Below are 21,865 nucleotides of genomic sequence, written 5' to 3' on the forward strand. Positions count from 1 at the left end.
CCAGCGGCCCAGGGCACCGGGATGGTCGCTAGCCTGGCATCGTGTCCGCGCCGCTGTTCCTGGTTGATTCGTTGCCCACCGCCGAGACGGCGACCCTGGACGGGCCGGAGGGGCATCACGCCGCGACGGTGCAGCGGTTGCGGGTCGGCGAGGAGTTACTGCTCGCTGACGGCCGCGGCGGCACGGCCGTCGCCGTGGTCACGGCGGTGGGGCAGGGCGTGCTTGACTTTCGGATCACCTCCCGGGAACACCTGGCCGCCCCCGCCCACCGGCTCGTCGTCGTTCAGGGGCTGGCCAAGGGGGAGCGGGGTGAGCTGGCCGTACAGGCGATGACCGAGGTCGGCGTGGACGCGATCGTGCCCTGGGCGGCCGCGCGTTCGGTCACCCAGTGGCGGGGCGACCGGGGGACACGTGCCCGGGGCAAGTGGGTCGCCACCGCGCGGGAGGCCGCGAAGCAGGCCCGTCGGGCCTGGCTGCCGGTGGTGACCGGCGCGCCGGCCGAGTCCACCTCCGAGGTGGCCCGCCGGATCGCCGGCGCCGCGGCGGCGTTCGTCCTGCACGAGCAGGCGGAGGAACGTCTGGTCACCGCGGAGCTGCCCGACCGGGGCGAGATCGTGTTGGTGGTCGGCCCCGAGGGCGGCGTTGCCCCGACCGAGCTGGCCGCCTTCGCCGAGGCCGGAGCCCGGACGGTGCGGCTGGGCCCGTCGGTGCTGCGTACCTCCACCGCCGGGGTGGCGGCGCTTTCGGTGCTCGCCGGCCGCCTTGGCCGCTGGTAGCGCCGGTTCTTCCGCTCTGGGCGGCGATGCCCGGAGCGTTTCCTTACACTGCCTCGGTGAACACAACTGACTGTCTGTTCTGCCGGATCGTCGCCGGTGAGATTCCCGCCACCGTTGTCCGGGAGACCCGGACAACTCTCGCGTTCCGTGACATCGGTCCGAAGGCTCCGGTGCACGTGCTGGTGATCCCGAAGGAGCACTACGCCGACGTGGCCACTCTGGCGGAGGGCGACCCGGGGCTCGCCGGTGAGGTGCTCGCCACCGCCGCCGCGGTCGCCGAGGAGGAGGGGCTGCTCGGCGACGGCTTCCGGCTGATCTTCAACACCGGGGCGTACGGGGGCCAGGAGGTCTTTCATGTCCACGCACACCTGCTCGGTGGTGCGCCGCTCGGGCCGATGCTGACCGGTAACCTCAGCTGACGGCGGCGGGGGTCGGCCGGTCGGTGCCGGGCAGGGGAATTGGGCGAGGTACCCCGGCGGTTGAACCGATACGATGGGGGCAACGACCAGCACGCCGCGGCGACCAGCCCGGCGCCGAGATCGAGAGCAGGTGGCGCAGGGCCACGCGGCCCAACCTATGACCAGCACCCCACCTCCCGGCCCGCCCCGGGCACAGACCAGGATCACCGTCCCGGAGCCGAGGATCATGGTCAATCTCCTCGGTACGGGGGACGAGATCCTGCGACTGGTCGAGCGCTCCGTGAACAGCGACGTGCATGTTCGGGGTAACGAGATCACGATCACCGGCGCACCCGCGGACAACGCTCTCGCCGAGCGGCTCTTCGGCGAATTGATCGAACTCATCGAGAAAGGTGAGACGCTGACCACCGATGCTGTCCGGCGCACCGTTGGCATGCTCGAGCAGGGCAGCGCCGAACGGCCCGCCGAGGTCCTGACGCTCAACATCCTCTCCCGACGTGGTCGTACCATTCGCCCCAAGACGCTCGGGCAGAAGCGTTACGTCGACGCTATCGACGCCCACACCATCGTCTTCGGTATCGGTCCCGCCGGCACCGGCAAGACCTACCTGGCGATGGCGAAGGCGGTCCAGGCGCTGCAGGCCAAGCAGGTCAACCGGATCATCCTCACCCGGCCGGCGGTCGAGGCGGGCGAGCGGCTGGGCTTCCTGCCCGGCACGCTGAACGAGAAGATCGACCCGTACCTGCGACCGCTGTACGACGCGTTGCACGACATGCTTGACCCGGAGTCGATCCCGAAGCTGATGGCGGCGGGCACGATCGAGGTGGCGCCGCTGGCGTACATGCGGGGTCGTACGCTCAACGACGCGTTCATCATCCTGGACGAGGCGCAGAACACCACGCCGGAGCAGATGAAGATGTTCCTCACCCGGCTCGGCTTCGGTTCCAGGATCGTTGTCACCGGCGACGTAACCCAGGTGGACCTTCCCGGCGGGACGACCAGTGGCCTGCGGGTCGTCCGGGAGATCCTCACCGATCTGGCGGACGTGCACTTCGCCCAGCTCTCCAGCTCGGACGTGGTCCGACACCGGCTGGTTGGGGAGATCGTCGACGCGTACGCCCGCTGGGACGTGGAGCGGGAAAACCAGCAGGCGAAGAGCGTGCAGGCGGTGCCCGGGCGGCCCGCCCAGGGTGGCCGCGCCGGTCGGCGCCGCTAACGAAGCGAAGGAAGACAGTGTCCATCGAGATTGCCAATGAGTCCGGAGTTGACGTCGATACCGACGCGGTACTCGCCGTCGCCCGGCACGCCCTCGACGAAATGGGGGTCAACCAGCTCGCCGAGCTCTCCGTGTTGCTTGTCGATATCGACTACATGGCCGAGTTGAACCATCGCTGGATGGGCGGGGACGGTCCCACCGATGTCCTTGCCTTTCCGATGGACGAGGGCAGCGTTGACCACGGGCCGGGGGAGAACGCCACCGTCGGCGCCGAGCCGGCGTTGCTCGGTGACATCGTGCTCTGCCCCGAGGTGGCCGCGAAGCAGGCGGCCACCGCGGGCCACTCCACCGCCGATGAGCTGCATCTACTCACCGTGCACGGGGTGCTGCACCTGCTCGGCTACGACCACGCCGAGCCGGAGGAGGAGCGGGAGATGTTCGCCCTCCAGGCCCGGCTGCTGGTGAGTTGGCGGTCGACCCGGTCACGATGATGGCCTCTCTTGCCGCAGCAACGGCCGGTGCGTCCGGCCTCCCCGACGTGCAACTGGTTTTCCTCGCGGCCGGCCTGGTGGTCCTCGCCGGCCTGATCGCGATGACCGAGGCGGCGCTGGCCGCGGTCTCGCCGGCCCGCGCGGCCGAGTTGGTCCGCGACGGAGCCCGGGGCGCCCGAGCATTACAGTCCGTCGCCGGGGACGTGGTCCGGCACCTCAACCTGCTGCTGCTGTTGCGGCTGCTCGCCGAGCTGAGCGCGACCACCCTGGTGGCTCTGGTTGCGGTCGACTCGCTCGGCGCCGGCTGGTTGGCCGCGGTGGTGACGGCCGGGGCGATGACCGTGGTCAGCTTCGTGGTGGTCGGCGTCGGGCCGCGCACCATCGGCCGGCAGCACGCCTACGCGGTGGGTCGCGGGGTGGCGCCGCTGGTGCGTTGGCTGGGTCGGGCACTCAACCCCCTCGCCTCGCTGTTGATCCTGATCGGTAACGCGGTCACCCCGGGGCGCGGTTTCCGGGAGGGTCCCTTCGCCACCCAGGTGGAGCTGCGTGAACTGGTCGACCTGGCCGAGCAGCGCGGCGTGGTGGAGCATGGCGAGCGGCAGATGATCCACTCGGTCTTCGCGCTCGGTGACACCATCGTCCGTGAGGTGATGGTGCCGCGTACCGAGATGGTCTGGATCGAGCGGCACAAGATGCTCTCCCAGGCCCTGGCGCTCTTTCTGCGGTCCGGCTTCTCCCGGATCCCGGTCATCGGCGAGAGCGTTGACGATGTGCTCGGCGTGCTCTACCTGAAAGATCTGATCCGGCGTACGCAGGGCGGCGCCCCGGAGGATCGGCGCCTCCCGGTGGCCGAGTTGATGCGCCCCGCCACCTTCGTGCCGGAGTCCAAGCCGGTTGACGATCTCCTTTCGGAGATGCAGGCCGCCCGGAACCACCTCGTGATCGTCGTGGACGAGTACGGCGGGACCGGCGGGCTGGTCACGATCGAGGACATCCTGGAGGAGATCGTCGGTGAGATCACCGACGAGTACGATGTTGAGCGTCCGCCGGTCGAGCACCTCGACGACGATGCGGTGCGGGTGACCGCGCGGCTACCCGTGGAGGACCTCGGCGAGTTGTTCGACACCGAGCTGCCCAACGATGAGGTGGAGACGGTGGGCGGTCTGCTCGCGCAGTCCCTGGGCCGGGTCCCGATCCCCGGTGCCCAGGTTGAGGTGGCCGGTCTGCGGCTGCTCGCTGAGGGGACCACCGGGCGGCGCAACCGGATCGACACGGTCCTGGTGCGCCGGGTGGAGCCGGCCGACCAACAGCACGATCCGAAGCGTGGCGAATCCGCCGCCGCCCCGGACGACACCGACCAAGCCGAGGAGAGGCAACCCGCCGATGCCTGAGTCACCCGCCGTACCGACTGCCGGGTTCACCCCGGTGGAGCTGACCGCCGAGGACGCCAAACTGGTCGTCCTGGCCCGGGGGGCGCGCGGCCGGATCGGTGCCGTCGAAGGTGCCGCGGTCCGGGACCAGGACGGCCGGACGTACGCCGCGGCGAGCGTCTCGCTGCCGTCGCTGGCGTTGACCGCGCTTCAGCTCGCGGTGGCCTCGGCGGCGGCGGCGGGCTGCACCCGGTTGGAGGCCGCGGCGGTGGTGACCGAGGCGTCAACGCTGGATGGCGCCGGCCGTGCGGCGGTCCGTGACCTCGCCGCCGACGCGCCGATCCACGTGGCGGCCCCGGACGGCACGCTCCTCGGGACGGTGGCCGAGTGACCTCCGCGCACCTTCGGCAGCCGTACCGGGCGGGCTTCGGCTGCTTCGTGGGACGGCCGAACGCCGGCAAGTCCACGCTGACCAACGCGATCGTCGGGCAGAAGATCGCCATCACGTCGAGTAAGCCGCAGACAACCCGGCACGTCATCCGGGCGGTGCTGCATCGGCCCGACTCGCAGCTCGTGCTGGTCGACACGCCGGGCCTGCACCGGCCCCGGACGCTGCTCGGCGAGCGCCTCAACGATCTGGTGCGGCAGACGTGGAGCGAGGTTGATGTGATCGGCCTCTGCATTCCGGCCGACGAGCCGATCGGCCGGGGCGACCGCTTCATCACCGGCGAGTTGGCCGAGCTGAAGGCGACCGTGCTCGCCGTGGTGACGAAGACCGACCTGGTCGACCGGGAGCAGCTGGCCAAGCAGCTGGTCGCGGTGAGTGAACTGGCGGACTTCGCGGAGATCGTGCCGGTCAGCGCGGTCTCCGGGCATCAGGTCGACACGCTGGTGGACGTGATGACCCGCTACCTGCCGGAGTCACCGCAGCTCTACCCGGACGACATGCTCACCGAGGAACCGGAGCAGGTGCTGGTCGCCGAGCTGATCCGGGAGGCGGCCCTGGAGGGGGTACGCGATGAGCTGCCGCACTCCATCGCGGTGGTGGTGGAGGAGATGCTCCCGGCGGAACGGGTCATCAAGATCTACGCCGATGTGTACGTCGAGCGGCCGAGCCAGAAGGCGATCGTGATCGGGCACCGGGCCAGCCGGCTCCGGGACGTCGGCATCCGGGCGCGGCGGCAGATCGAGGAGCTGCTCGGCACGCGGGTCTACCTTGACCTGCACGTACGGGTGGCGAAGGACTGGCAGCGGGACCCGAAACAGCTCCGTAAGCTCGGTTTCTAGCGCAACGGCCGGCTGGTCGCCGGCCGTTCCAGGTGACTTGTCGACTTCGACGAGTTGATGAGGAAATTCACTTTCCTCCCGACGGGCTCGCGCTTTTTCAGTCGCCGGCGGAAGGTAGGGGATTGTGTTGCCCGCCCCTTACTGGAAATAGTTGCGAGCTGATGCGAAACCGTTACCTGGACCTGCTGCGCGCCCTCGCCGTCGTACGGGTCGTGGTCTACCACGTGACCGGGTGGGCCACCATGACGTTGGTCTTTCCCGCGATGTCGGTGATGTTCGCGCTGGCCGGGTCGTTGATGGCGGCGTCCCTGCATCGGTTCGGGACGGCGGCGGTCGGTCGTCGGCTGCGGCGGCTGTTGCCGTCGCTCTGGATGGTCGCCGCGATCTTCGTACCGGCCATGCTGCTCACCGGGCTGCCGTTCACCTCCGAGGTTCTGCTCTGGCTCTTCCCGGTGGCCAACCCACCGTCAACCCACTGGGGCGCCCTGGCGCTGAGCCCGATCTGGTACCTGCGCAACTACCTCTGGTTTGTGCTCGTCTCGCCGTTGGCATTGTGGTTGTTCCGCCGGTTCCCGCTGCCCACCCTGCTCGTCCCGTATGTCCTGATCGCGGCGATCGAACTGGGGCTGTACCCGGATCCGCCGATGGTGGTGCAGCAGTTCGGCCTGTACCTCGGGGCGTGGATGTTGGGCTTCGCGCACCAGGAGGGGATGCTGCGCCGGCTCGCCAACCGCGTCTTGTGGCCGACCGCGATCGCCCTGGTCGCCGCCGGCGGCTGGTGGAACCTGACCCAGCCCGGGACCAAGGGGCTCGACCTCAACGGCAATCCGCTCGCCAACGCCCTCTGGTCGGCCGGTGTCATCCTGGTCGTGCTCGGGCGGGAACCGTCGAGAACGGCGTGGATCGACCGCAACGCGTTTGTCAGTCGGCTGATTACTCTGGTCAATCGGCGCGCCCTCACCGTGTACCTGTGGCACATGGCCTTCGTGGTCGCGCTCACCCCGCTGGTGGACGTGGTTGGTTGGTCGCACCAGAACCTGCTCGGCCTGGCCATCCGGGTCGCGCTGGTCTTCGCCCTGCTCGGGGTCGTCATCATGCTCGTCGGGTGGGTTGAGGACATCGCGGCCCGGCGCCGGCCGGAGTTGTTTCCCGGTTTCGGACGCCGAGCGGCAGCCACGTCTGCGGGGGCGGCAGCCGCACCCGAGGCGGTGCAGCCCCCGGTCGGTCCGGCGGACCAGGCCCCGACGGCGCGGAAACAGCCGGTGGTGCCGGCGCCCCGGTCGGCGGAGAACGAGCGCGTGCAGAACGAGAGCGTGGACAGCAACGCGCGATGACCATCCAGGGGCGCCGCGGTCACCCCGAGCCGACCCGGAGCTGGCAACCTGAGGGAGAATGATCCGATGGCCGGGTACCGCCGACAGCTCTACCGCGACGATGCGGTGGTGCTGCGCGTGCAGAAGCTCGGCGAGTCGGACCGCATCATCACCCTGCTCAGCCGTCGGCACGGGCGGCTGCGCGCGGTGGCCCGCGGGGTGCGCCGGACCACCAGCAGGTTCGGGGCCCGGCTGGAGCCCTTCGGCCACGTCGACCTGCAACTCGCCGGCGACCCGAAGGGCCAGCAGGGCAGCTCGCTGCACACGGTCAGCCAGGTCGAGGGCATTGACCTGTACGGCAAGCGCCTCCTTGGCGACTACCCCCGCTACACGGCGGCGAGTGCGGTCTGCGAGACCGCGGAGCGGCTCACCCCGGTCGAGCGGGAGCCGTCGCTGCGGTTGTTCCAGCTCACCCTGGGGGCGTTGCGCGCGCTGGCCGGCGGGGAGCACGCCGCGACGCTGGTGCTGGACGCGTACCTGCTGCGTGGCATGGCCCTGGCCGGGTGGGCGCCGGCGCTGGCCGGCTGCGCGGTCTGCGGCACGCCGGGGCGGCACCGGGCCTTCTCCGTCCCGGCCGGTGGTGCCGTCTGCCTCGACTGTCGGCCGCCCGGCGCGGCCCACCCCGCACCGGCCACCATTGACCTGATGACCGCGCTCACCAGCGGCGACTGGCGGGTTGCCGACGCCGCCGGGAGCGGCGTCCGCCGGGAGTGCAGCGGGCTGGTCGCGGCGCACCTGCAGTGGCATCTGGAGCGCGCGCTACGCTCGCTGCCGCTGGTGGACCGGGGCGTTCCGGCCGCCGGTGCGGTCGGGATGCCGGCCGGCGGAGTCGGGTCGGCCGCGGCCGGCGTGGACAGGGAGTAGACCGAGTGATCCGATCGAGCAGGCGACCCGGCCGGGCGCCGGTGCCGCCCACCCCCCACCCGTCCGGCGCCCGGCCACCGGCGCTGCCCGCCGAGGCGTTGCCGCGGCACGTCGCGGTGGTGATGGACGGTAACGGCCGGTGGGCCAAGGAGCGCGGGCTACCGCGGACAAAGGGGCATGAGGCGGGCGAGTTCTCCCTCTTCGATGCGGTCGAGGGCGCGATCGAGCTGGGCATCCCGTACCTGTCGGCGTACGCGTTCTCGACGGAGAACTGGCGGCGCTCACCGGACGAGGTGCGCTTCCTGATGGGCTTCAACCGGGACGTGATCCGCCGCCGCCGCGACCAACTTGTCGACCTGGGTGTACGGGTCGTCTGGTCGGGCCGGTCTCCGCGGCTGTGGAAGAGCGTCATCTCGGAGTTGCAGGCGGCTGAGGAGATGTCCCGCGGCAACTCGACGCTCACCCTGCAGTTCTGCGTCAACTATGGCGGGCAGGCCGAGATCGCCGACGCGGCCGCCGCGATCGCCCGGGAGGTGGCTGCCGGCCGGCTCGACCCGGCCAAGGTCACCGAGAAGACCCTGGCCCGCCACCTCTACCACCCGGAGGTCCCCGACGTGGATCTCTTCCTGCGCCCCTCCGGAGAGCAACGCACCTCCAACTTCCTGCTCTGGCAGAGCGCCTACGCCGAGTTGGTCTTCCTGGACACACTCTGGCCGGACTTCGACCGCCGGCACCTCTGGTACGCCTGTGAGCTCTATGCCCAGCGGGACCGCCGGTTCGGCGGAGCGCTGCCGAACCCGGTGGCGCCCCCCACCTGACCCCCCCAGGGCGCCCCGGGTCAGGCCTCGACCTCGCTGCGGTCGCCGGCCCAGAGGGTGTGGAAGGAGCCGTCGCGGTCAACCCGGCGGTAGGTGTGGGCGCCGAAGTTGTCCCGCAGGCCCTGGATCAGGGCCGCCGGTAGCCGGTCCGCGCGCAGCGCGTCGAAGTAGGACAGGGACGAGGCGAACGCGGGGGTGGGCACGCCGGCGTGGGCAGCCTCGGCGACCACGCGCCGCCACCCCGACAACCCGGCGCGTACGGCGTCGGCGAACCACGGTGCCACCAGCAGCGTGGGCAGGTCGGGCTGGTCGTCGTAGGCCTGCCGGATCCGGTCGAGGAAGCGGGCCCGGATGATGCATCCACCCCGCCAGATCGTGGCGGTGCCGCCCAGGTCGATGTCCCAGTCGTACTCCTGGCTGCCGGCCCGAATCTGGTCGAAGCCCTGCGCGTAGGCGATGATCTTGGTGGCCAGCAGTGCGCGCCGGACGTCCTCGACAAAGGCGTCCCGGTCCTGGACCTGCCAGGTCGGGCCCGGGTCGGCGAAGGCGTGGCGGACGGCCGCGCGCTGGTCGGCGTGCCCGGAGAGTGAACGCGCGAACGTCGCCTCGGCGATGCCGGTGATCGGGATGCCCAGGTCCAGGGCGTTCTGCACGGTCCAGCGCCCGGTCCCCTTCTGCTCCGCCTGGTCGAGCACGATGTCCACGAAGGCCCGCCCGGTGCTGGCGTCGGTGTGCCCGAGCACGTCAGCGGTGAGCTCGATGAGGTACGACTCCAGTTCGCTGGAGTTCCACCCTCGGAAGATCTCCGCCAGCTCGGCCGGTGTCGCGTCCAGACCCACCCGCAGCAGGTCGTACGCCTCGGCGATGAGCTGCATGTCGGCGTACTCGATGCCGTTGTGGACCATCTTGACGAAGTGGCCGGCCCCGTCCGGTCCGATGTGTCGGCAGCAGGGCTCACCGTCCACCTGCGCCGCGATCCGTTCGAAGATCGGCCCCAGTTTCCGGTAGGACTCGGCGGAGCCGCCCGGCATGATGCTCGGCCCCCACAACGCGCCCTCCTCGCCGCCGGAGACACCGGTGCCGACGAAGTGCAGCCCCTGCTTGCGCAGCGCCTCCTCGCGCCGTCGGGTGTCGGCGAAGTGGGCGTTTCCGCAGTCGACGATGATGTCGCCGGCGTCGAGCAGCGGCACCAACTCGTCGATGACGGCGTCGGTCGGTGCGCCGGCCTTGACCATCGTGATAACCGCCCGGGGGCGCTCCAACGCGGCGACGAAGTCGGCCAGCGAGTCGGTGGGGACGAACCGCCCCTCCTCGCCGTGCTCGTCGATCAGCCGGCGGGTCCGTTCCGGGGAGCGGTTGTGCACCGCCACGACGAAGCCGTTGCGGGCCAGGTTCCGGGCCAGGTTGCGGCCCATCACCGCCAGCCCGGTTACGCCGATCTGTGCCTGCCCGCTCATCTCTGCCACCTCCGCCTCGATCTTCGCCTGTGACCGTATCGCGCTTTACGTTCCGTTGGTCCATGGCCACCCCACCCGGCGGTGCTCCGGGCGCGGCGGTCAGCCGATCAGGGGGCGGAACGTGCCGACGGCGACGCTGACCGTGAGCGCGGTGCCGGCCAGGAGGGCCGCACCGGCGATCAGGAGACCGTCGGCGCGGCCGAAGTGCTGGCGGCGGGCCATCGATCGGGGGGTCGTGGCGTCGAAGCCCCGCGCGTCCATCGCCACCGCGAGCCGGGTCCCGCGGCGGATCGCGCCGACCAGCAGCGTGAACGCGGTCGACCCGAAGAGCCGCAGCCGGGCCAGCGGGTTACGGCCGGCGTCAACGCCCCGGGCCCGCCGCGCCATGCTGATCATCTGCCACTCCTGGGCGAGCAGCGGCACCAACCGGAACGCCGCCAGCGCCCCGTAGGCGAAGCGGGCGGACAGTCTGGCGTTCTGCACCAGCGCGTCGGCCAGGTCGGTCGGGTCGGTGGTCGCCACCACGATCAATCCCGGCAGGGCCACCGCGAACATGCGCAACACCAGGCCGAGCGCGGTGATCAGCACGCCGGAGGTGACCAGGAACGGGCCGGCCTCGAGCAGGATCCGCCCGGAGCGTTCGGCGGCGAAGAGCACCAGCGTGCCGAGGACGCCGGCCGCGCCGACCAGCAGCGGCATGGCCCGGCGGGCGAGCACCCGGAGCCGTACGCCGAACAGCGGCAGCAGGGCCAGCTCGATGGCGATGGCGATGGCCGGCGCCACCGGGTCGAGGGTGGCGATCAGGATGACCGAGCAGAGCAGCGCCGCCGCCAGCTTCGCCACCGGGTTGCGCCGGGCCAGCGGGGCGTCTGGTCGGGTCACCGGTTCGAGGTTGATCACGGCGCGCTCCGCGGCTGGTCGAGCCGTACCTGGCGGTCGGCGAGCGCGGCGATGAACTCCGGGTCGTGGGTCACCGTGACCAGCCCGTGCCCGTTGTCGCGCAGCTCGGCGAAGAGCTCCACCAGTTCCCGCCAGGTCCGTCGGTCCTGGCCGAAGGTGGGCTCGTCGCAGACGAGCAGGCGGGGCGCGGTGGCCAGGGCCGTCGCCACGCTCAGCCGCCGCGCCTCGCCACCGGAGAGGGTGTACGGGTTGGCCTCGGCGAGCGCCGTCAGGCGGAGCCGGTCGAGCAGCGCGTCCACGGTGGCGCGGACCTGCGCCTCGGTCCGGCCCGTGCGGCGTGGACCGAGCGCCAACTCGTCGGCGACGGCGGCGGTGACGAACTGGTGTTCCGGGTCCTGGAAGACCGAACCGATCCGGTGCACCAGCGCCGGCGCCCGCCATCGGTGCGGCGGGGTGCGAGCGTCCCCGCCGGCCAGCTCCGCCGTCGCGGTGACCCGGCCCGCCGCCGGTGCGAGCAGCCCACCCAGCAGGAGGGCCAGGGTGGACTTCCCGGCCCCGTTGGGTCCGTGGACGGCGAGCGCCTCACCGGCCCGTACGGTGAGGGAGACGCTGGCCAGCCGGGGCGGCAGGGCGAGCTCGTCGGCGGTGAGTAGCGTCGCACCGGCGGTGGTGGTGGCCGGCCGCGACGGTACCGGCTGGCCCGGTACCCAGACCCCCTCGGCGGCGAGCGCCTCGCCGTGCGCGGCGAAGACCGCCTGCGGGGTGCCGTCGGCCCGGACGCCGCCGCCGGGTGCCAGCACGACCACCCGGTCGACCAGCGGCAGCGCCTCGGCGAGCCGGTGCTCGACGAGGAGCAGGGTGGTGTCGGCATCGAGCGCCGCGGCGACCGCGTCGCGGATCAGCGCCGCACCGGCCGGGTCCAGGTTGGCGGTCGGCTCGTCGAGCAGCAGCAGGCGCGGGCGGAGTGCGAGCACCCCGGCGAGGGCGAGGCGCTGCTGTTCGCCGCCGGAGAGGGCGGCGGTCGGCCGGTCCCGGCCGTAGCGGAAACCGACCCGGCGCAGGGCCTCGTCCACCCGGGGCCAGATCTGCTCCGCGGGTAGGCCTCGGTTCTCGGGGCCGAAGGCGACGTCGTCGCCGCAGCGCGCCATCACCAGCTGGGTCTCCGGGTCCTGGAAGAGCAGGCCGACCTCCTCGCGGGCCGTGCGTGGGTCCCGGCCGTCGACCTCGACCGTGCCTTCCTGCTCGCCGGAGTCCTCGGGGAGCAGCCCGGCCAACGCGGCGAGCAGGGTGCTTTTACCCGCACCGGAGGCCCCCAACAGCAGGACCCGTTCGCCGTGCTCGATCCGCAGGTCGAGCCCGCGTACGGCCCACCGTTTCCGCCCCGCGTGCCGCCACCCGAAGCCCCGCAGCCGGACCGCGCTCACCGGCGGCCGCCCCGGAGCGCACGGCGTTGGGTACTGCCGCGGAGCGCACCGCGCGGTGCGTTGCGAGCACCCGCGGGCGCGCTCCGCCGCCCCACCCTCTGGATCGACACGGTGCTCAGATGGTGGTGCGTTCGCGGCCGGCGGGGAACAGGTCCAGCACGCCCGTCCGGGCCAGGGCCCGGGTCAGGTTCTCGGCGCCGAACCCGGCGATGGCGGTGGCGCTGGCGATCGTCAGCAGCGCGTACGGGATCCGGTAGCCGCCCAGCGCGTACTCGCTGTTCCAGACGAAGAAGTCGAAGAGGGCCGCGCTGAGGCCGGTCAGCGCACCTGCGAGCAGTGCGGTGGGTAGCCGGAAGGAGCGGTAGCGGAAGGCGGCGAAGGCCAGCTCGGCGCCGATCCCCTGGGCCAGGCCCTGGAGGATGGTGATGCTGCCCCACTCGGAGCCGAGCAGAGTGGACACGATCGCGGCCACCATCTCGCAGAAGAGCGCCGCACCGGGGCGGCGGATCACCAGTCCGCCGAGCACCGCCGGGATCAGCCAGACGCCGTACATGATGGCCTGGGCCGGCGGAAAGAAGGCGAACACCGGGGCGGCGACGCTCCAGAGCAGCCCCCAGGCCCAGAAGATGACGCCGAAGGTGACGGCGATGACAGCGGCGACGACCACATCGACGGTGCGCCAGCGGTTGGTCTCCCGGTTGCGCCTGGCCAGGACGCCCATCCTGGCCAGGGCTCGGGTCAGGCTCCCGGCGCCGAGTCCGGCGACGACGGTGGCGCTGACGATCGTCAGCAGCGCGAACGGGATCCGGTAGCTGCCCAGTGCGGTTCCGCTGTTGTCGGCGTCGAAGAAGTCGAAGAGAGCCGCGCCAAGACCAGCCAGCGCCCCCGCGAGCAGCGCCGTGGGTAGCCGGAAGGAGCGGTAGCGGAAGGCGGCGAAGGCCAGCTCGGCGCCGAGCCCCGGGGCCAGGCCCTGCAGCAGGATGGTGTTGTTCCAGTCGTTGCCGGGTAGCGCCGACACCGTCACGGCCGCGGCCTGGCAGAGGAGTGCCGCGCCGGGGCGGCGGAGCACCAGGCCGCCGAGCACCGCCGGGATCAGCCAGACGCCGTACATGATGGCCTGGGTCGCCGGGAGCGCGGCGAACGCCGGGGTGGCGGCGTCCCAGAGCAGCCCCCAGGCCCAGAAGATGACGCCGAAGGTGACGGCGATGACAGCGGCGACGACCACATCGACGGTGCGCCAGCGGTTGGTGGTTGTTGTGACTTTGCTCATCGGTCTTTCCCTGTCTGCTCCGGGAGACCAGGGGAGGGCACGTCCATTCCGGCCCGGCCGGACGATGGCGCGACTGGAGGCCGACCGAACTCCCTGCGCTGGCATTACCCAGATCAGGTTCGAGGGTCTGTGGGGCGTTGCCCACACTCTCAGCGCTGTGCGCTCCCCTGTCGGAGGTGAAAATGTGTAACCGACGCTAGCACCTCCGAAGATCTTTCAACAAAGTGACATCGGTGCAGCTCGACCGGGGTTCTTTCGACCGGGTCCGGGTAGGCTGCCGATTATGGGTGTCGATGTCCGTGGTTTTACCTTCGATGTCCGCGTCGGTGGCCCGGCGGCCGGCCCGCCGGTGCTCCTGCTGCACGGCTTCCCCCAGCACAGTGGGGAGTGGGCCGACGTGGTGCCGCTCCTGCACGCCGCCGGGCTGCGCACGTACGCACTCGATCAGCGCGGCTACTCGCCCGGTGCCCGTCCGGCGGCGGTTTCCGCGTACCGCCTCGGTGAGCTGGTCGGCGACGCGGTGGCGGTGCTGGACCACCTCGGCGTCGCCGCTGCGCACCTGGTCGGGCATGACTGGGGCGCGGTGGTCAGTTGGGCCCTCGCCGCCGGGCATCCGGCCCGGGTGCGGTCGCTGACCGCGGTCTCCGTGCCGCACCCGGGGGCCATGGCCCACGCTCTGCGCACCGATCGGTCCCAGCGGGCCCGCTCGGCGTACATGCGGCTGTTTCGGCGGGAAAGGACGGCGGAGGCGGTGTTGCTGGCTCGGCGGGCGATCGGGCTGCGCCGGATGCTGGCCGGCGTCGGCGACGTCGACCGGGTGGCCACGTACGTCGAACCGATGCTGGCTCCTGGTGCGTTGAGTGCCGCCCTGAACTGGTACCGGGCGATGTCCCGGGGGGACCTGGCGGCCGTCGGTCCGGTGTCGGTGCCGACGACGTACGTCTGGAGCGACCGGGACATCGCGATCGGCCGCACCGCCGCCGCGGCCTGCGCCGCCCACGTGACCGGGGACTACCGCTTCGTCGAGTTGGCCGGGGTGAGCCACTGGATTCCGGACCGGGCACCAGCGCCGCTCGCTGACGCGATCGTGGCCCGGGTCCGGGACCCGAGGTGAGCCTCAGGCGGGGGTGGTGTGCTCGCCGGCGTGGCTGACCGCGTCCGCCACGATGTGCGCGACGTGTTCGTCCACCAGCGTGTAGGCGATCTCCCGTCCGCGCCGGGAACCCCGCACCACCCCGGCACCGCGGAGCACCCGCAGGTGCTGGGAGACCAGCGGCTGCGCGGCACCGAGCTGGTCAACCAATTCGTGTACGCACCGTTCGCCGTCGGCGAGTTGGCTGACGATGGCCAGCCGGATCGGGGCGGAGAGGGCGCGCAGCAGCTCACTCGCCCCCTCGTAGGCGTCGTAGCCGGACTCGCTGCTCACAGGGGTAACGGTAACCAATCCCAGGGGCGCGCCATTGGTCAGGACCGGCTCAGCACCACCTCGTGCGGCTCTACCGCCGACGGCACCGCCGCGGCGACCCGCCGTCGTCGTAGCGTCCGCCAGCCCACGCCACCGAGCGCCACCACCGCGAACGAGGCGATCGCCATCAGCACCACCGACGCGCCGGGGGCGGTGTCGGCGTTGGCCGCCACGTACACCCCCGATCCGGCGGCGAAGAGCCCGAGCGCCATGGCGGCCGTCATCGTGCTGCGGAACCCGCGGGTGACCTGCTGGGCGGCGGCGACCGGCACCACCATCAGCGCGCTGATCAGCAGGACGCCGACCGCGCGCATCGCGATGGTGACGGTGACCGCCGTGGCGACCGCGAGGAGCAGGTTGAGGGCGCGGACGGGCAGCCCGGAGACCCGGGCGTACTCCTCGTCGTGGCAGATCGCGAAGAGCGCCGGGCGTAACGCCAGCATGGTGACCAGGATCGCCGCGCCGAGTATCACGATCGTGGTCAGGTCGGTGGGGCTGATCGTGGAGAGGGAGCCGAAGAGGTACGAGTTGAGGCTGGTGCTGGTGCTGTCGGAAAGCCCGACGAGCATCACGCCGCCGGCGATGCCCCCGTAGAAGAGCAGGGCGAGCGCCAGGTCACCGGAGGTGCGACCGCGGGCCCGGACCAACTCGACGGTGATCGCGCCGAGGCTGGCCACGATCACCGCCACCAGGACCGGGGAGCGGTTGAGTAGCAGGCCGGCGCCGACGCCGGTGAGCGCCATGTGCCCGACGCCGTCACCGATCAGGGCCAGCCGTCGCTGTACCAGGTAGATGCCGAGCGCCGGGGCGGCCAGGCCGATGACCAACGCGCCGACCAGCGCACGTTGCATGTACGGGTACTGGAAGAGTTCCATCTCACGCGCTCCAGAGACCGGCGGGTTCGTTGGGACCGTGCGGGTGCACGTGGTCGTGGTCCGGGTCGGCATGGTGGCCGGCCGGCTCGGGCACCGGGCCGTCGTGCGCGATCCCCCCGGCGTGCACGACGACGGCTCGGGAGATCAACGGCCGCAGCGGCCCCAGCTCGTGTGCGACGAGCAGGACGGTGCCGCCGTCGGCGACGAAATCCTGGAGCGCTCCGGCGAACGCCTCCTGGCTCGCCGCGTCCACGCCGGCGGTCGGCTCGTCGAGGATCAGCAGCTCCGGCTCGCCGGCCAGGGCCCGGGCGATGAGGACGCGCTGCTGCTGGCCGCCGGAGAGGGTCGAGACCGGGTCCTCGGTCCGGTCGGCGAGATCGACCGCCGCCAGGGCGGTCTCCACGGCCCTCCGGTCCGCGCGGCCGGGGGGCCGCAGGATGCCGCGGCGGGCCAGCCGCCCCGCCGCGACCACCTCGCGGACGGTGGCGGGTACGCCTCCGCCCGCGCCGAGGCGTTGCGGGACGTACCCGATGCGGTGCCACTGCCGGAATCGCCGCGCCGGCTGGTCGAAGAGCGCGACCGAGCCGGAGCTGAGCGGGACGAGCCCGAGTACGGCTCGGGTCAGGGTGGACTTGCCGGAGCCGTTGGCGCCGAGCACGGCCACCACCTCACCGGCGGTCACGGTCAGCGAGACGTCTTGCAGCACGGCCCGGCCCTCGTAGCCGATCGCCGCCCGCGTGACGGTGATGACGGGTGTTCTCATGCGCAGTCCAGCGCGGTTCGCAGTGCCGCGAGGTTGGCCCGCATCACCGAGAAGTAGTCCCCGTTGTTGTCGGCGGCGAGCCCCTCGAGCGGGTCGAGCACCGCGGTCTCGGCCCCGACCTGGGTCGCGATGGTCTCGGCGACCTTCGGGCTGACCAGCGTCTCGAAGAAGATCGTGGTGGCCTGGTGCTCCTTCGCCTCCTCGATCACCTCGGCCAGCCGCTGCGGCGACGGCTCGTGCTCCGGGCTCAGCCCGGTGATGCCGATCTGCTCCAGCTGGTAACGCGTGGTCAGGTAGCCGAAGGCGGTGTGGCTGACCACGATCTCCCGCCGCTGGCAGGTCTCCAGGCCGGTGGTGAACTCCGCGTCGAGCTGCTCCAGCTGGTCGCGGAGGTCGGACGCGCGGGCGGTGTAGTCGTCGGCGTGCTCGGGGTCGGCCTGGGCGAGCCGGTCGGCGAGTTGGTCACCGACGGTGGCGAGCCGGGTGGGGTCCAGCCACAGGTGCGGGTCCTTGCTGCCGGCCGCCGCCGCGTGGTCCGGGTCCGCCGGCGTCTCGGCTTCGCCCTCGCCCTCGGGTCCGGCTTCGCCCTCGTCCCCGTGGTCGTGATCGTGATCGTCGGCGGTGGCGTCGAGCAGCGGCTCGACGGTGGTGACGTCGAACGCCCGGTCGGCGGCGTTCTGCTGCACGGCGTCGTCCACCTGCGGCTGGAAGCCCGCGAGGTAGACGATCAGCTCGGCCCCGGCCACGTCTCCGACCTGGCTCGGGCTCAGCTCGACGTCGTGGGGCTCGGCGCCGGGCTTGACCAGGTTACTGACGGTTACCGCGTCGCCGCCGATCTGCTGGGTCAGGAACTGGAGTGGGTAGAACGCGGTGACCACCTCGACCCGCTCCGGGTCGGCATCGGTCGGCTGGTCGGAACAGGCGGCGGCGCCGAGGGCGAGCAGGACTGCGGAGGCGGCGGCCAGGGAGCGTGGAACATGGTGGCTGTTCATGCAGGCAACTGTCCGCAACAATGATAATGATTGTCAAAAACGCATGAGTGCATGTCAGAGGAGCTTGACCAGCCCGACGGTGATCAGCAGCGTCAGCACCAGGAGCCGGACCACCCGCAGCCGCGTCGGCTGGCTCGCCCCCGTGGTCACCACCAGCGCGGCCACGACCGCCGCGAGGGCGAGGGTGAGTAGCCCGCCGATCACCCCCGGAGTGAAGAGTGCGACCAGCACCACCACCAGGGTGACCAGGAAGACTGCCGTCGGGTTTGCCCGGGCCAACCGGCGCGCTAACCGGTGCTGCGTACGCTGCATCCCACAGACTCTACGAGGAGGTAGCCGGTGTTGGTCACCAACCGGTTCGTGGTCGAGCCCGATGTCGTCGCCGATTTCACCGCGCGGGCGCACGCCGCGCTCGCGGCGCTCGCGGCCCGCCCCGGATATCTGCGTGGGCAACTCGTCCGCGCGCTGGACGACCCGCGCCACTGGTGCCTGCTCACCGAGTGGGAGTCGGTCGGCACCTACCGGCGGGCGCTCGGCGGTTTCGATGTCAAGGTCACCGCGGTTCCGCTGCTCGCCGAGTCGGTCGACGAACCGTCGGCCTACGAGCCCCTCGCCACCGCCGCGCCCGGCGCCGACGTGGTCGTGGCGGCGAGCGATCGGGCGGCCGATCCGTACCGGTGAGCGATACGCACTACATTGAGCCCATGACCGTTCCCGGACCGGCCGCTCCCGCACCGCACCCGTCGGTGTCCGGCCCGCACGACGGCGCCGCACCTCCCGCCGTGCCCGGACCGCCCCCCGGACCACCCCCCGGGCCGGGAGTGCCGGATCCGCCCGCCGGCCCCGGCGTCGCGCCGCCGTTCGCGGCACCGCCGGTCGAGGGCCGTCGTACCCGACTCTGGCTGGGACTCGGTGCCGGGGCGCTCGCCCTGGCGCTCTGCTGCGGCGGCGGGGGCGCGGCGGTGATCGGGCTCCTGGTGGCCGGGGTGCAGGCGATCGACGAGCAGGGGCGAGCGGCCTCCACCGACTACTACCAGGCGCTGGTGGAACGGGAGTACGGCGCCGCCTACGACCAGCTCTGTCCACAGGCCCGACAGCAGATGTCGCGGCGGGAGTTCGAACGGCGGGCTGCCAGCGCGCCGCAGGTGACCTCGTTCCAGGTCGGCGAGGTCGACCAGAACAACCTGACCGTGTCGGTGGACGTCACCCTCCGGGGCGGCGACCGGGAAAGCCAACGGGTGAACCTCGAGCAGAACCAGCAGACCGGTCAGCTGGAGGTGTGCGGGGTCAGCTGAACCGCTCCCGGTATTCTCCTGGCTCAGGACGTCGCCGGTCGTACCGTTGTCCCGAGCCTCGCTCCATCCCGTACTGTCCCCGCCGACCGCCAGCCGGCGTAGGAGGAAAAATGCCTGCAGACCGTATCGACGCCGTTGTCAGCCTCGCCAAGCGTCGGGGTTTCGTCTTCCCGTCCAGCGAGATCTATGGGGGTACCCGTTCGGCGTGGGACTACGGCCCGCTCGGGGTGGAGCTGAAGGAGAACGTCCGCCGGCAGTGGTGGCGGAGCATGGTCCAGCAGCGCGACGACGTGGTGGGCCTCGACTCCGCGGTGATCCTGGCCCGGGATGTCTGGGCCGCCTCCGGCCACCTGGACGCGTTCGTGGACCCGCTGACCGAGTGCCAGTCCTGCCACAAGCGGTTCCGGGCCGACCACCTGGAGGAGGCGTACGAGGCCAAGCACGGTCGTCCGCCGGCCTCGTTGACCGAGCTGAACTGCCCGAACTGCGGAAACAAGGGCACCTTCACCGAGCCACGGATGTTCAACGGTCTGATGAAGACCCACCTGGGCCCGGTGGAGAGCGACGAGGGCCTGCACTACCTGCGACCGGAGACCGCGCAGGGCATCTTCGTCAACTACAAGAACGTCGAGACGGTGGCGCGGAAGAAGCCGCCGTTCGGCATCGCCCAGACCGGCAAGTCCTTCCGCAACGAGATCACCCCGGGGAACTTCATCTTCCGGACCCGTGAGTTCGAGCAGATGGAGATGGAGTTCTTCGTCGAACCGGGCACCGACGAGGGCTGGCACGAGTACTGGCTCGCCGAGCGCTGGAACTGGTACCTCGACCTCGGCCTCAGCGAGGGCAACCTGCGTCGCTACGAGCACCCGCAGGAGAAGCTCTCCCACTACTCGAAGCGTACCGTCGACATCGAGTACCGGTTCCAGTTCGGTGGCACCGAGTTCGCGGAGTTGGAGGGGATCGCCAACCGCACCGACTTCGACCTCGCCACGCACAGCAAGCACTCCGGGGTCGACCTGTCCTACTTCGACCAGGCCAAGGGCGAGCGCTGGGTCCCGTACGTGATCGAGCCGGCGGCCGGCCTCACCCGTGCGGTGCTGGCGTTCCTGCTCGAGGCGTACGACGAGGACGAGGCGCCGAACACCAAGGGCGGCGTGGACAAGCGTACGGTGATGCGCTTCGACCCGCGGCTGGCCCCGGTGAAGGTGGCGGTGCTGCCGCTGTCCCGTAACGAGGCGCTCTCGCCGAAGGCCCGGAAGCTCGCCGCTGACCTGCGTAAGCGCTGGGTGGTGGAGTTCGACGACTCGCAGGCCATCGGCCGCCGTTACCGCCGGCAGGACGAGATCGGCACCCCGTTCTGTGTGACGGTCGACTTCGACACCCTCGACGACGACGCGGTGACTGTGCGCAACCGGGACACGATGGCCCAGGAGCGGATTGCCCTGGACCAGGTCGAGCGGTACCTGATCGAGCGCCTCCCCGGCTGCTGAGCCGCGGGCGGCTCCTCCCTCCGCTGGTAGGTCAGCGGAGGGAGGGCCACCGCCTCCTTACACTGGAGTGGTGACCACGACGAAGGCCGTCCCGCCCCGCCCGCTGACCATCGGGCGGCACCAGGTGTGGCCGCCGGTGGTCCTGGCACCGATGGCGGGCATCACCAACGTCGGCTTCCGTCAGCTCTGCCGGGAGCAGGGCGGTGGCATCTACGTCTGCGAGATGATCACGACGGTCGCGCTGGTCGAGCGGAATCCCAAGACCCTGCGCATGATCGCCTTCGGCTCCGGGGAGTCGCCGCGCAGCCTCCAGCTCTACGGCACCGACCCGGATACCACCGCCGCCGCGGTGCGCATCGTCGTCGAGCGGGACCTCGCCGACCATATCGACCTGAACTTCGGTTGCCCGGTCCCGAAGGTCACCCGCCGGGGCGGTGGTGCCGCCCTGCCGTGGCGGCGTCGGCTCTTCGCCCGGCTGGTGCGGGCCGCGGTGGACGCCGCCGCACCCGCCGGGGTGCCGGTCACCGTGAAGATGCGCAAGGGCATCGATGACGACCACCTGACGTACGTGGAGGCGGGCCTCGCCGCCCAGGATGCTGGCGTCGCGGCGGTGGCGCTGCACGGGCGTACGGCTGCCCAACGGTATTCGGGGACCGCCGACTGGGACGCCATCGCGACGCTGAAGGCGGCGCTGGACGTGCCGGTACTGGGTAACGGCGACATCTGGGAGGCGGACGACGCGCTGCGGATGGTGGCGCACACCGGAGTCGACGGGGTCGTGGTGGGGCGGGGCTGCCTGGGCCGGCCGTGGCTCTTCGCTGACCTGGAGGCCGCCTTCACCGGTTCGCCGCACCGGCGGCTGCCCACGCTGGGGGAGGTGGCCACGACCATGCGCCGGCACGCGGAGCTGCTGGTCGAGCAGTTCACCATCGGTGCCCGGGACGCGGCGCGCGGTGAACGGGACGGCTGCACCGACTTCCGGAAGCACGTCGCCTGGTACCTGAAGGGCTTTCCGGTCGGCAGCGAGCTACGTCGGTCGCTCGCGATGATTGACAGCTTGGCGCAGCTCGACGATCTGCTCGGCAAGCTCGACCCGGCGGCGCCGTTCCCGGTGGAGACGCTGGGGCAGCCCCGTGGCCGGACCAACTCGCCGGGCAAGGTGTTCCTGCCGGACGGGTGGCTGGACAGCCGGGACGACGACACGGTTCCGCAGGGCGCGGAGTTGGCCGACTCGGGCGGCTGAACCGGGCTCGACAGCCGACGACAGCGGGCCGGCCCCTGGTGGGGCCGGCCCGTTGTCGGTTGGTGGGTGGTCAGCTG

Annotated in this window: 24 protein-coding genes, 1 pseudogene and 1 riboswitch; of the genes and pseudogenes, 15 read left to right on the forward strand and 10 right to left on the reverse strand. The window is 71.5% G+C overall.

Going from position 1 to position 21,865, the window contains the following annotated elements; translation table 11 throughout:
* Positions 1 to 41: 41 nt before the first annotated feature.
* From H0524_RS13595 to H0524_RS13640, 10 genes are all read left to right on the forward strand, one after another.
* The gene (locus H0524_RS13595) at positions 42 to 776 is read left to right on the forward strand and encodes a 16S rRNA (uracil(1498)-N(3))-methyltransferase (RefSeq protein WP_180198973.1); all 735 of its coding nucleotides are present in this window, start codon (positions 42 to 44) and stop codon (positions 774 to 776) included.
* A 56-nt stretch (positions 777 to 832) separates the two neighbouring features.
* Complete coding sequence (locus tag H0524_RS13600; RefSeq protein WP_018728695.1) at positions 833 to 1,195, forward strand: histidine triad nucleotide-binding protein; 363 nt, start codon at positions 833 to 835, stop codon at positions 1,193 to 1,195.
* A 157-nt stretch (positions 1,196 to 1,352) separates the two neighbouring features.
* A complete protein-coding gene (locus tag H0524_RS13605) occupies positions 1,353 to 2,411 on the forward strand; it encodes a PhoH family protein (RefSeq protein ID WP_180198990.1) in 1,059 nt (352 codons plus the stop codon).
* Between the two features lie 17 nt (positions 2,412 to 2,428).
* Positions 2,429 to 2,902: an rRNA maturation RNase YbeY gene (ybeY, locus tag H0524_RS13610; RefSeq protein WP_018728693.1), complete on the forward strand. Its 474-nt coding sequence runs from the start codon at positions 2,429 to 2,431 to the stop codon at positions 2,900 to 2,902.
* Positions 2,878 to 4,293: a hemolysin family protein gene (locus H0524_RS13615; protein WP_180198974.1), complete on the forward strand. Its 1,416-nt coding sequence runs from the start codon at positions 2,878 to 2,880 to the stop codon at positions 4,291 to 4,293. Before ybeY ends, H0524_RS13615 begins: the two co-directional genes overlap by 25 nt.
* Positions 4,286 to 4,663, forward strand: a complete 378-nt coding sequence (locus tag H0524_RS13620) for a hypothetical protein (protein WP_018728691.1) — start codon at positions 4,286 to 4,288, stop codon at positions 4,661 to 4,663. The genes H0524_RS13615 and H0524_RS13620 overlap by 8 nt, the downstream gene beginning before the upstream one ends.
* Positions 4,660 to 5,559, forward strand: a complete 900-nt coding sequence (gene era, locus H0524_RS13625; protein WP_180198975.1) for a GTPase Era — start codon at positions 4,660 to 4,662, stop codon at positions 5,557 to 5,559. The genes H0524_RS13620 and era overlap by 4 nt, the downstream gene beginning before the upstream one ends.
* A gap of 161 nt (positions 5,560 to 5,720) precedes the next feature.
* Positions 5,721 to 6,893 carry an acyltransferase gene (locus H0524_RS13630; protein ID WP_180198976.1) on the forward strand — a complete coding sequence of 391 codons (1,173 nt, stop codon included), beginning with the start codon at positions 5,721 to 5,723 and terminating at the stop codon, positions 6,891 to 6,893.
* Between the two features lie 66 nt (positions 6,894 to 6,959).
* Positions 6,960 to 7,796, forward strand: a complete 837-nt coding sequence (recO, locus tag H0524_RS13635; protein WP_180198977.1) for a DNA repair protein RecO — start codon at positions 6,960 to 6,962, stop codon at positions 7,794 to 7,796.
* Between the two features lie 41 nt (positions 7,797 to 7,837).
* On the forward strand, positions 7,838 to 8,614 hold the full coding sequence (locus H0524_RS13640; protein WP_018728688.1) for an isoprenyl transferase: 777 nt from the start codon (positions 7,838 to 7,840) through the stop codon (positions 8,612 to 8,614).
* Positions 8,615 to 8,634: 20 nt separating this feature from the next.
* Here H0524_RS13640 and gndA read toward each other — a convergent pair whose 3' ends face one another.
* The 5 genes and pseudogenes from gndA to H0524_RS24785 form a co-directional block, all read right to left on the reverse strand.
* Positions 8,635 to 10,071, reverse strand: a complete 1,437-nt coding sequence (gene gndA, locus H0524_RS13645; protein ID WP_180198978.1) for an NADP-dependent phosphogluconate dehydrogenase — start codon at positions 10,069 to 10,071, stop codon at positions 8,635 to 8,637.
* Positions 10,072 to 10,170: 99 nt separating this feature from the next.
* The gene (locus H0524_RS13650; protein WP_180198979.1) at positions 10,171 to 10,971 is read right to left on the reverse strand and encodes an energy-coupling factor transporter transmembrane component T; all 801 of its coding nucleotides are present in this window, start codon (positions 10,969 to 10,971) and stop codon (positions 10,171 to 10,173) included.
* Positions 10,968 to 12,395 (reverse strand): ABC transporter ATP-binding protein, encoded by a 1,428-nt coding sequence (locus H0524_RS13655; protein WP_180198980.1) that lies wholly within the window; start codon positions 12,393 to 12,395, stop codon positions 10,968 to 10,970. The genes H0524_RS13650 and H0524_RS13655 overlap by 4 nt, the downstream gene beginning before the upstream one ends.
* Before the next feature lie 115 nt (positions 12,396 to 12,510).
* Positions 12,511 to 13,116 carry an ECF transporter S component gene (locus H0524_RS24780; RefSeq protein WP_255435945.1) on the reverse strand — a complete coding sequence of 202 codons (606 nt, stop codon included), beginning with the start codon at positions 13,114 to 13,116 and terminating at the stop codon, positions 12,511 to 12,513.
* Positions 13,099 to 13,665, reverse strand: a pseudogene (locus tag H0524_RS24785) (ECF transporter S component); the annotation flags it as partial. The gene H0524_RS24780 and the pseudogene H0524_RS24785, both read right to left, overlap by 18 nt.
* Before the next feature lie 72 nt (positions 13,666 to 13,737).
* Positions 13,738 to 13,844: riboswitch (TPP riboswitch) on the reverse strand.
* Positions 13,845 to 13,948: 104 nt separating this feature from the next.
* Between H0524_RS24785 and H0524_RS13665 the strand changes: the two are divergent.
* Positions 13,949 to 14,779, forward strand: a complete 831-nt coding sequence (locus tag H0524_RS13665; RefSeq protein ID WP_180198981.1) for an alpha/beta fold hydrolase — start codon at positions 13,949 to 13,951, stop codon at positions 14,777 to 14,779.
* A 3-nt stretch (positions 14,780 to 14,782) separates the two neighbouring features.
* Here the strand turns inward: H0524_RS13665 and H0524_RS13670 are convergent, their stop codons facing one another.
* The 5 genes from H0524_RS13670 to H0524_RS13690 are packed head-to-tail and all read right to left on the reverse strand — an operon-like array spanning position 14,783 to position 18,072.
* Complete coding sequence (locus H0524_RS13670; protein ID WP_018728682.1) at positions 14,783 to 15,091, reverse strand: metalloregulator ArsR/SmtB family transcription factor; 309 nt, start codon at positions 15,089 to 15,091, stop codon at positions 14,783 to 14,785.
* A gap of 38 nt (positions 15,092 to 15,129) precedes the next feature.
* The gene (locus H0524_RS13675) at positions 15,130 to 16,005 is read right to left on the reverse strand and encodes a metal ABC transporter permease (protein ID WP_180198982.1); all 876 of its coding nucleotides are present in this window, start codon (positions 16,003 to 16,005) and stop codon (positions 15,130 to 15,132) included.
* Between the two features lies 1 nt (position 16,006).
* A complete protein-coding gene (locus H0524_RS13680; protein ID WP_180198983.1) occupies positions 16,007 to 16,768 on the reverse strand; it encodes a metal ABC transporter ATP-binding protein in 762 nt (253 codons plus the stop codon).
* On the reverse strand, positions 16,765 to 17,760 hold the full coding sequence (locus tag H0524_RS13685; RefSeq protein ID WP_180198984.1) for a metal ABC transporter substrate-binding protein: 996 nt from the start codon (positions 17,758 to 17,760) through the stop codon (positions 16,765 to 16,767). Before H0524_RS13685 ends, H0524_RS13680 begins: the two co-directional genes overlap by 4 nt.
* A gap of 54 nt (positions 17,761 to 17,814) precedes the next feature.
* Entirely contained in the window at positions 17,815 to 18,072 is a 258-nt protein-coding gene (locus tag H0524_RS13690; protein ID WP_180198985.1) for a hypothetical protein, read from the reverse strand.
* Positions 18,073 to 18,099: 27 nt separating this feature from the next.
* On the opposite strand from H0524_RS13690, the gene H0524_RS13695 reads away from it, so the two are divergent.
* The 4 genes from H0524_RS13695 to dusB all read left to right on the forward strand — a co-directional run bounded on the left by H0524_RS13695 (position 18,100) and on the right by dusB (position 21,788).
* Entirely contained in the window at positions 18,100 to 18,441 is a 342-nt protein-coding gene (locus H0524_RS13695; protein WP_180198986.1) for an antibiotic biosynthesis monooxygenase, read from the forward strand.
* Between the two features lie 140 nt (positions 18,442 to 18,581).
* Entirely contained in the window at positions 18,582 to 19,055 is a 474-nt protein-coding gene (locus tag H0524_RS13700; RefSeq protein WP_020608448.1) for a hypothetical protein, read from the forward strand.
* Between the two features lie 110 nt (positions 19,056 to 19,165).
* Complete coding sequence (locus tag H0524_RS13705; protein ID WP_018728677.1) at positions 19,166 to 20,545, forward strand: glycine--tRNA ligase; 1,380 nt, start codon at positions 19,166 to 19,168, stop codon at positions 20,543 to 20,545.
* 67 nt (positions 20,546 to 20,612) lie between these two features.
* On the forward strand, positions 20,613 to 21,788 hold the full coding sequence (gene dusB / locus H0524_RS13710) for a tRNA dihydrouridine synthase DusB (RefSeq protein WP_180198987.1): 1,176 nt from the start codon (positions 20,613 to 20,615) through the stop codon (positions 21,786 to 21,788).
* Positions 21,789 to 21,865 lie beyond the last annotated feature (77 nt).

The sequence above is a fragment of the Salinispora sp. H7-4 genome (genome assembly GCF_013416675.1).
Taxonomy (GTDB): Bacteria; Actinomycetota; Actinomycetes; order Mycobacteriales; family Micromonosporaceae; genus Micromonospora; species Micromonospora vitiensis.

Coding starts and splice junctions, on each gene's coding strand:
- H0524_RS13605 (WP_180198990.1), top strand. CDS start 1,353: ATGACCAGCACCCCACCTCCCGGCCCGCCCCGGGCACAGACCAGGATC.
- H0524_RS13620 (WP_018728691.1), top strand. CDS start 4,286: ATGCCTGAGTCACCCGCCGTACCGACTGCCGGGTTCACCCCGGTGGAG.
- H0524_RS13630 (WP_180198976.1), top strand. CDS start 5,721: ATGCGAAACCGTTACCTGGACCTGCTGCGCGCCCTCGCCGTCGTACGG.
- recO (WP_180198977.1), top strand. CDS start 6,960: ATGGCCGGGTACCGCCGACAGCTCTACCGCGACGATGCGGTGGTGCTG.
- gndA (WP_180198978.1), bottom strand. CDS start 10,071: ATGAGCGGGCAGGCACAGATCGGCGTAACCGGGCTGGCGGTGATGGGC.
- H0524_RS24780 (WP_255435945.1), bottom strand. CDS start 13,116: ATGGGCGTCCTGGCCAGGCGCAACCGGGAGACCAACCGCTGGCGCACC.
- H0524_RS13665 (WP_180198981.1), top strand. CDS start 13,949: ATGGGTGTCGATGTCCGTGGTTTTACCTTCGATGTCCGCGTCGGTGGC.
- H0524_RS13675 (WP_180198982.1), bottom strand. CDS start 16,005: ATGGAACTCTTCCAGTACCCGTACATGCAACGTGCGCTGGTCGGCGCG.
- H0524_RS13680 (WP_180198983.1), bottom strand. CDS start 16,768: ATGAGAACACCCGTCATCACCGTCACGCGGGCGGCGATCGGCTACGAG.
- H0524_RS13685 (WP_180198984.1), bottom strand. CDS start 17,760: ATGAACAGCCACCATGTTCCACGCTCCCTGGCCGCCGCCTCCGCAGTC.
- H0524_RS13690 (WP_180198985.1), bottom strand. CDS start 18,072: ATGCAGCGTACGCAGCACCGGTTAGCGCGCCGGTTGGCCCGGGCAAAC.
- H0524_RS13705 (WP_018728677.1), top strand. CDS start 19,166: ATGCCTGCAGACCGTATCGACGCCGTTGTCAGCCTCGCCAAGCGTCGG.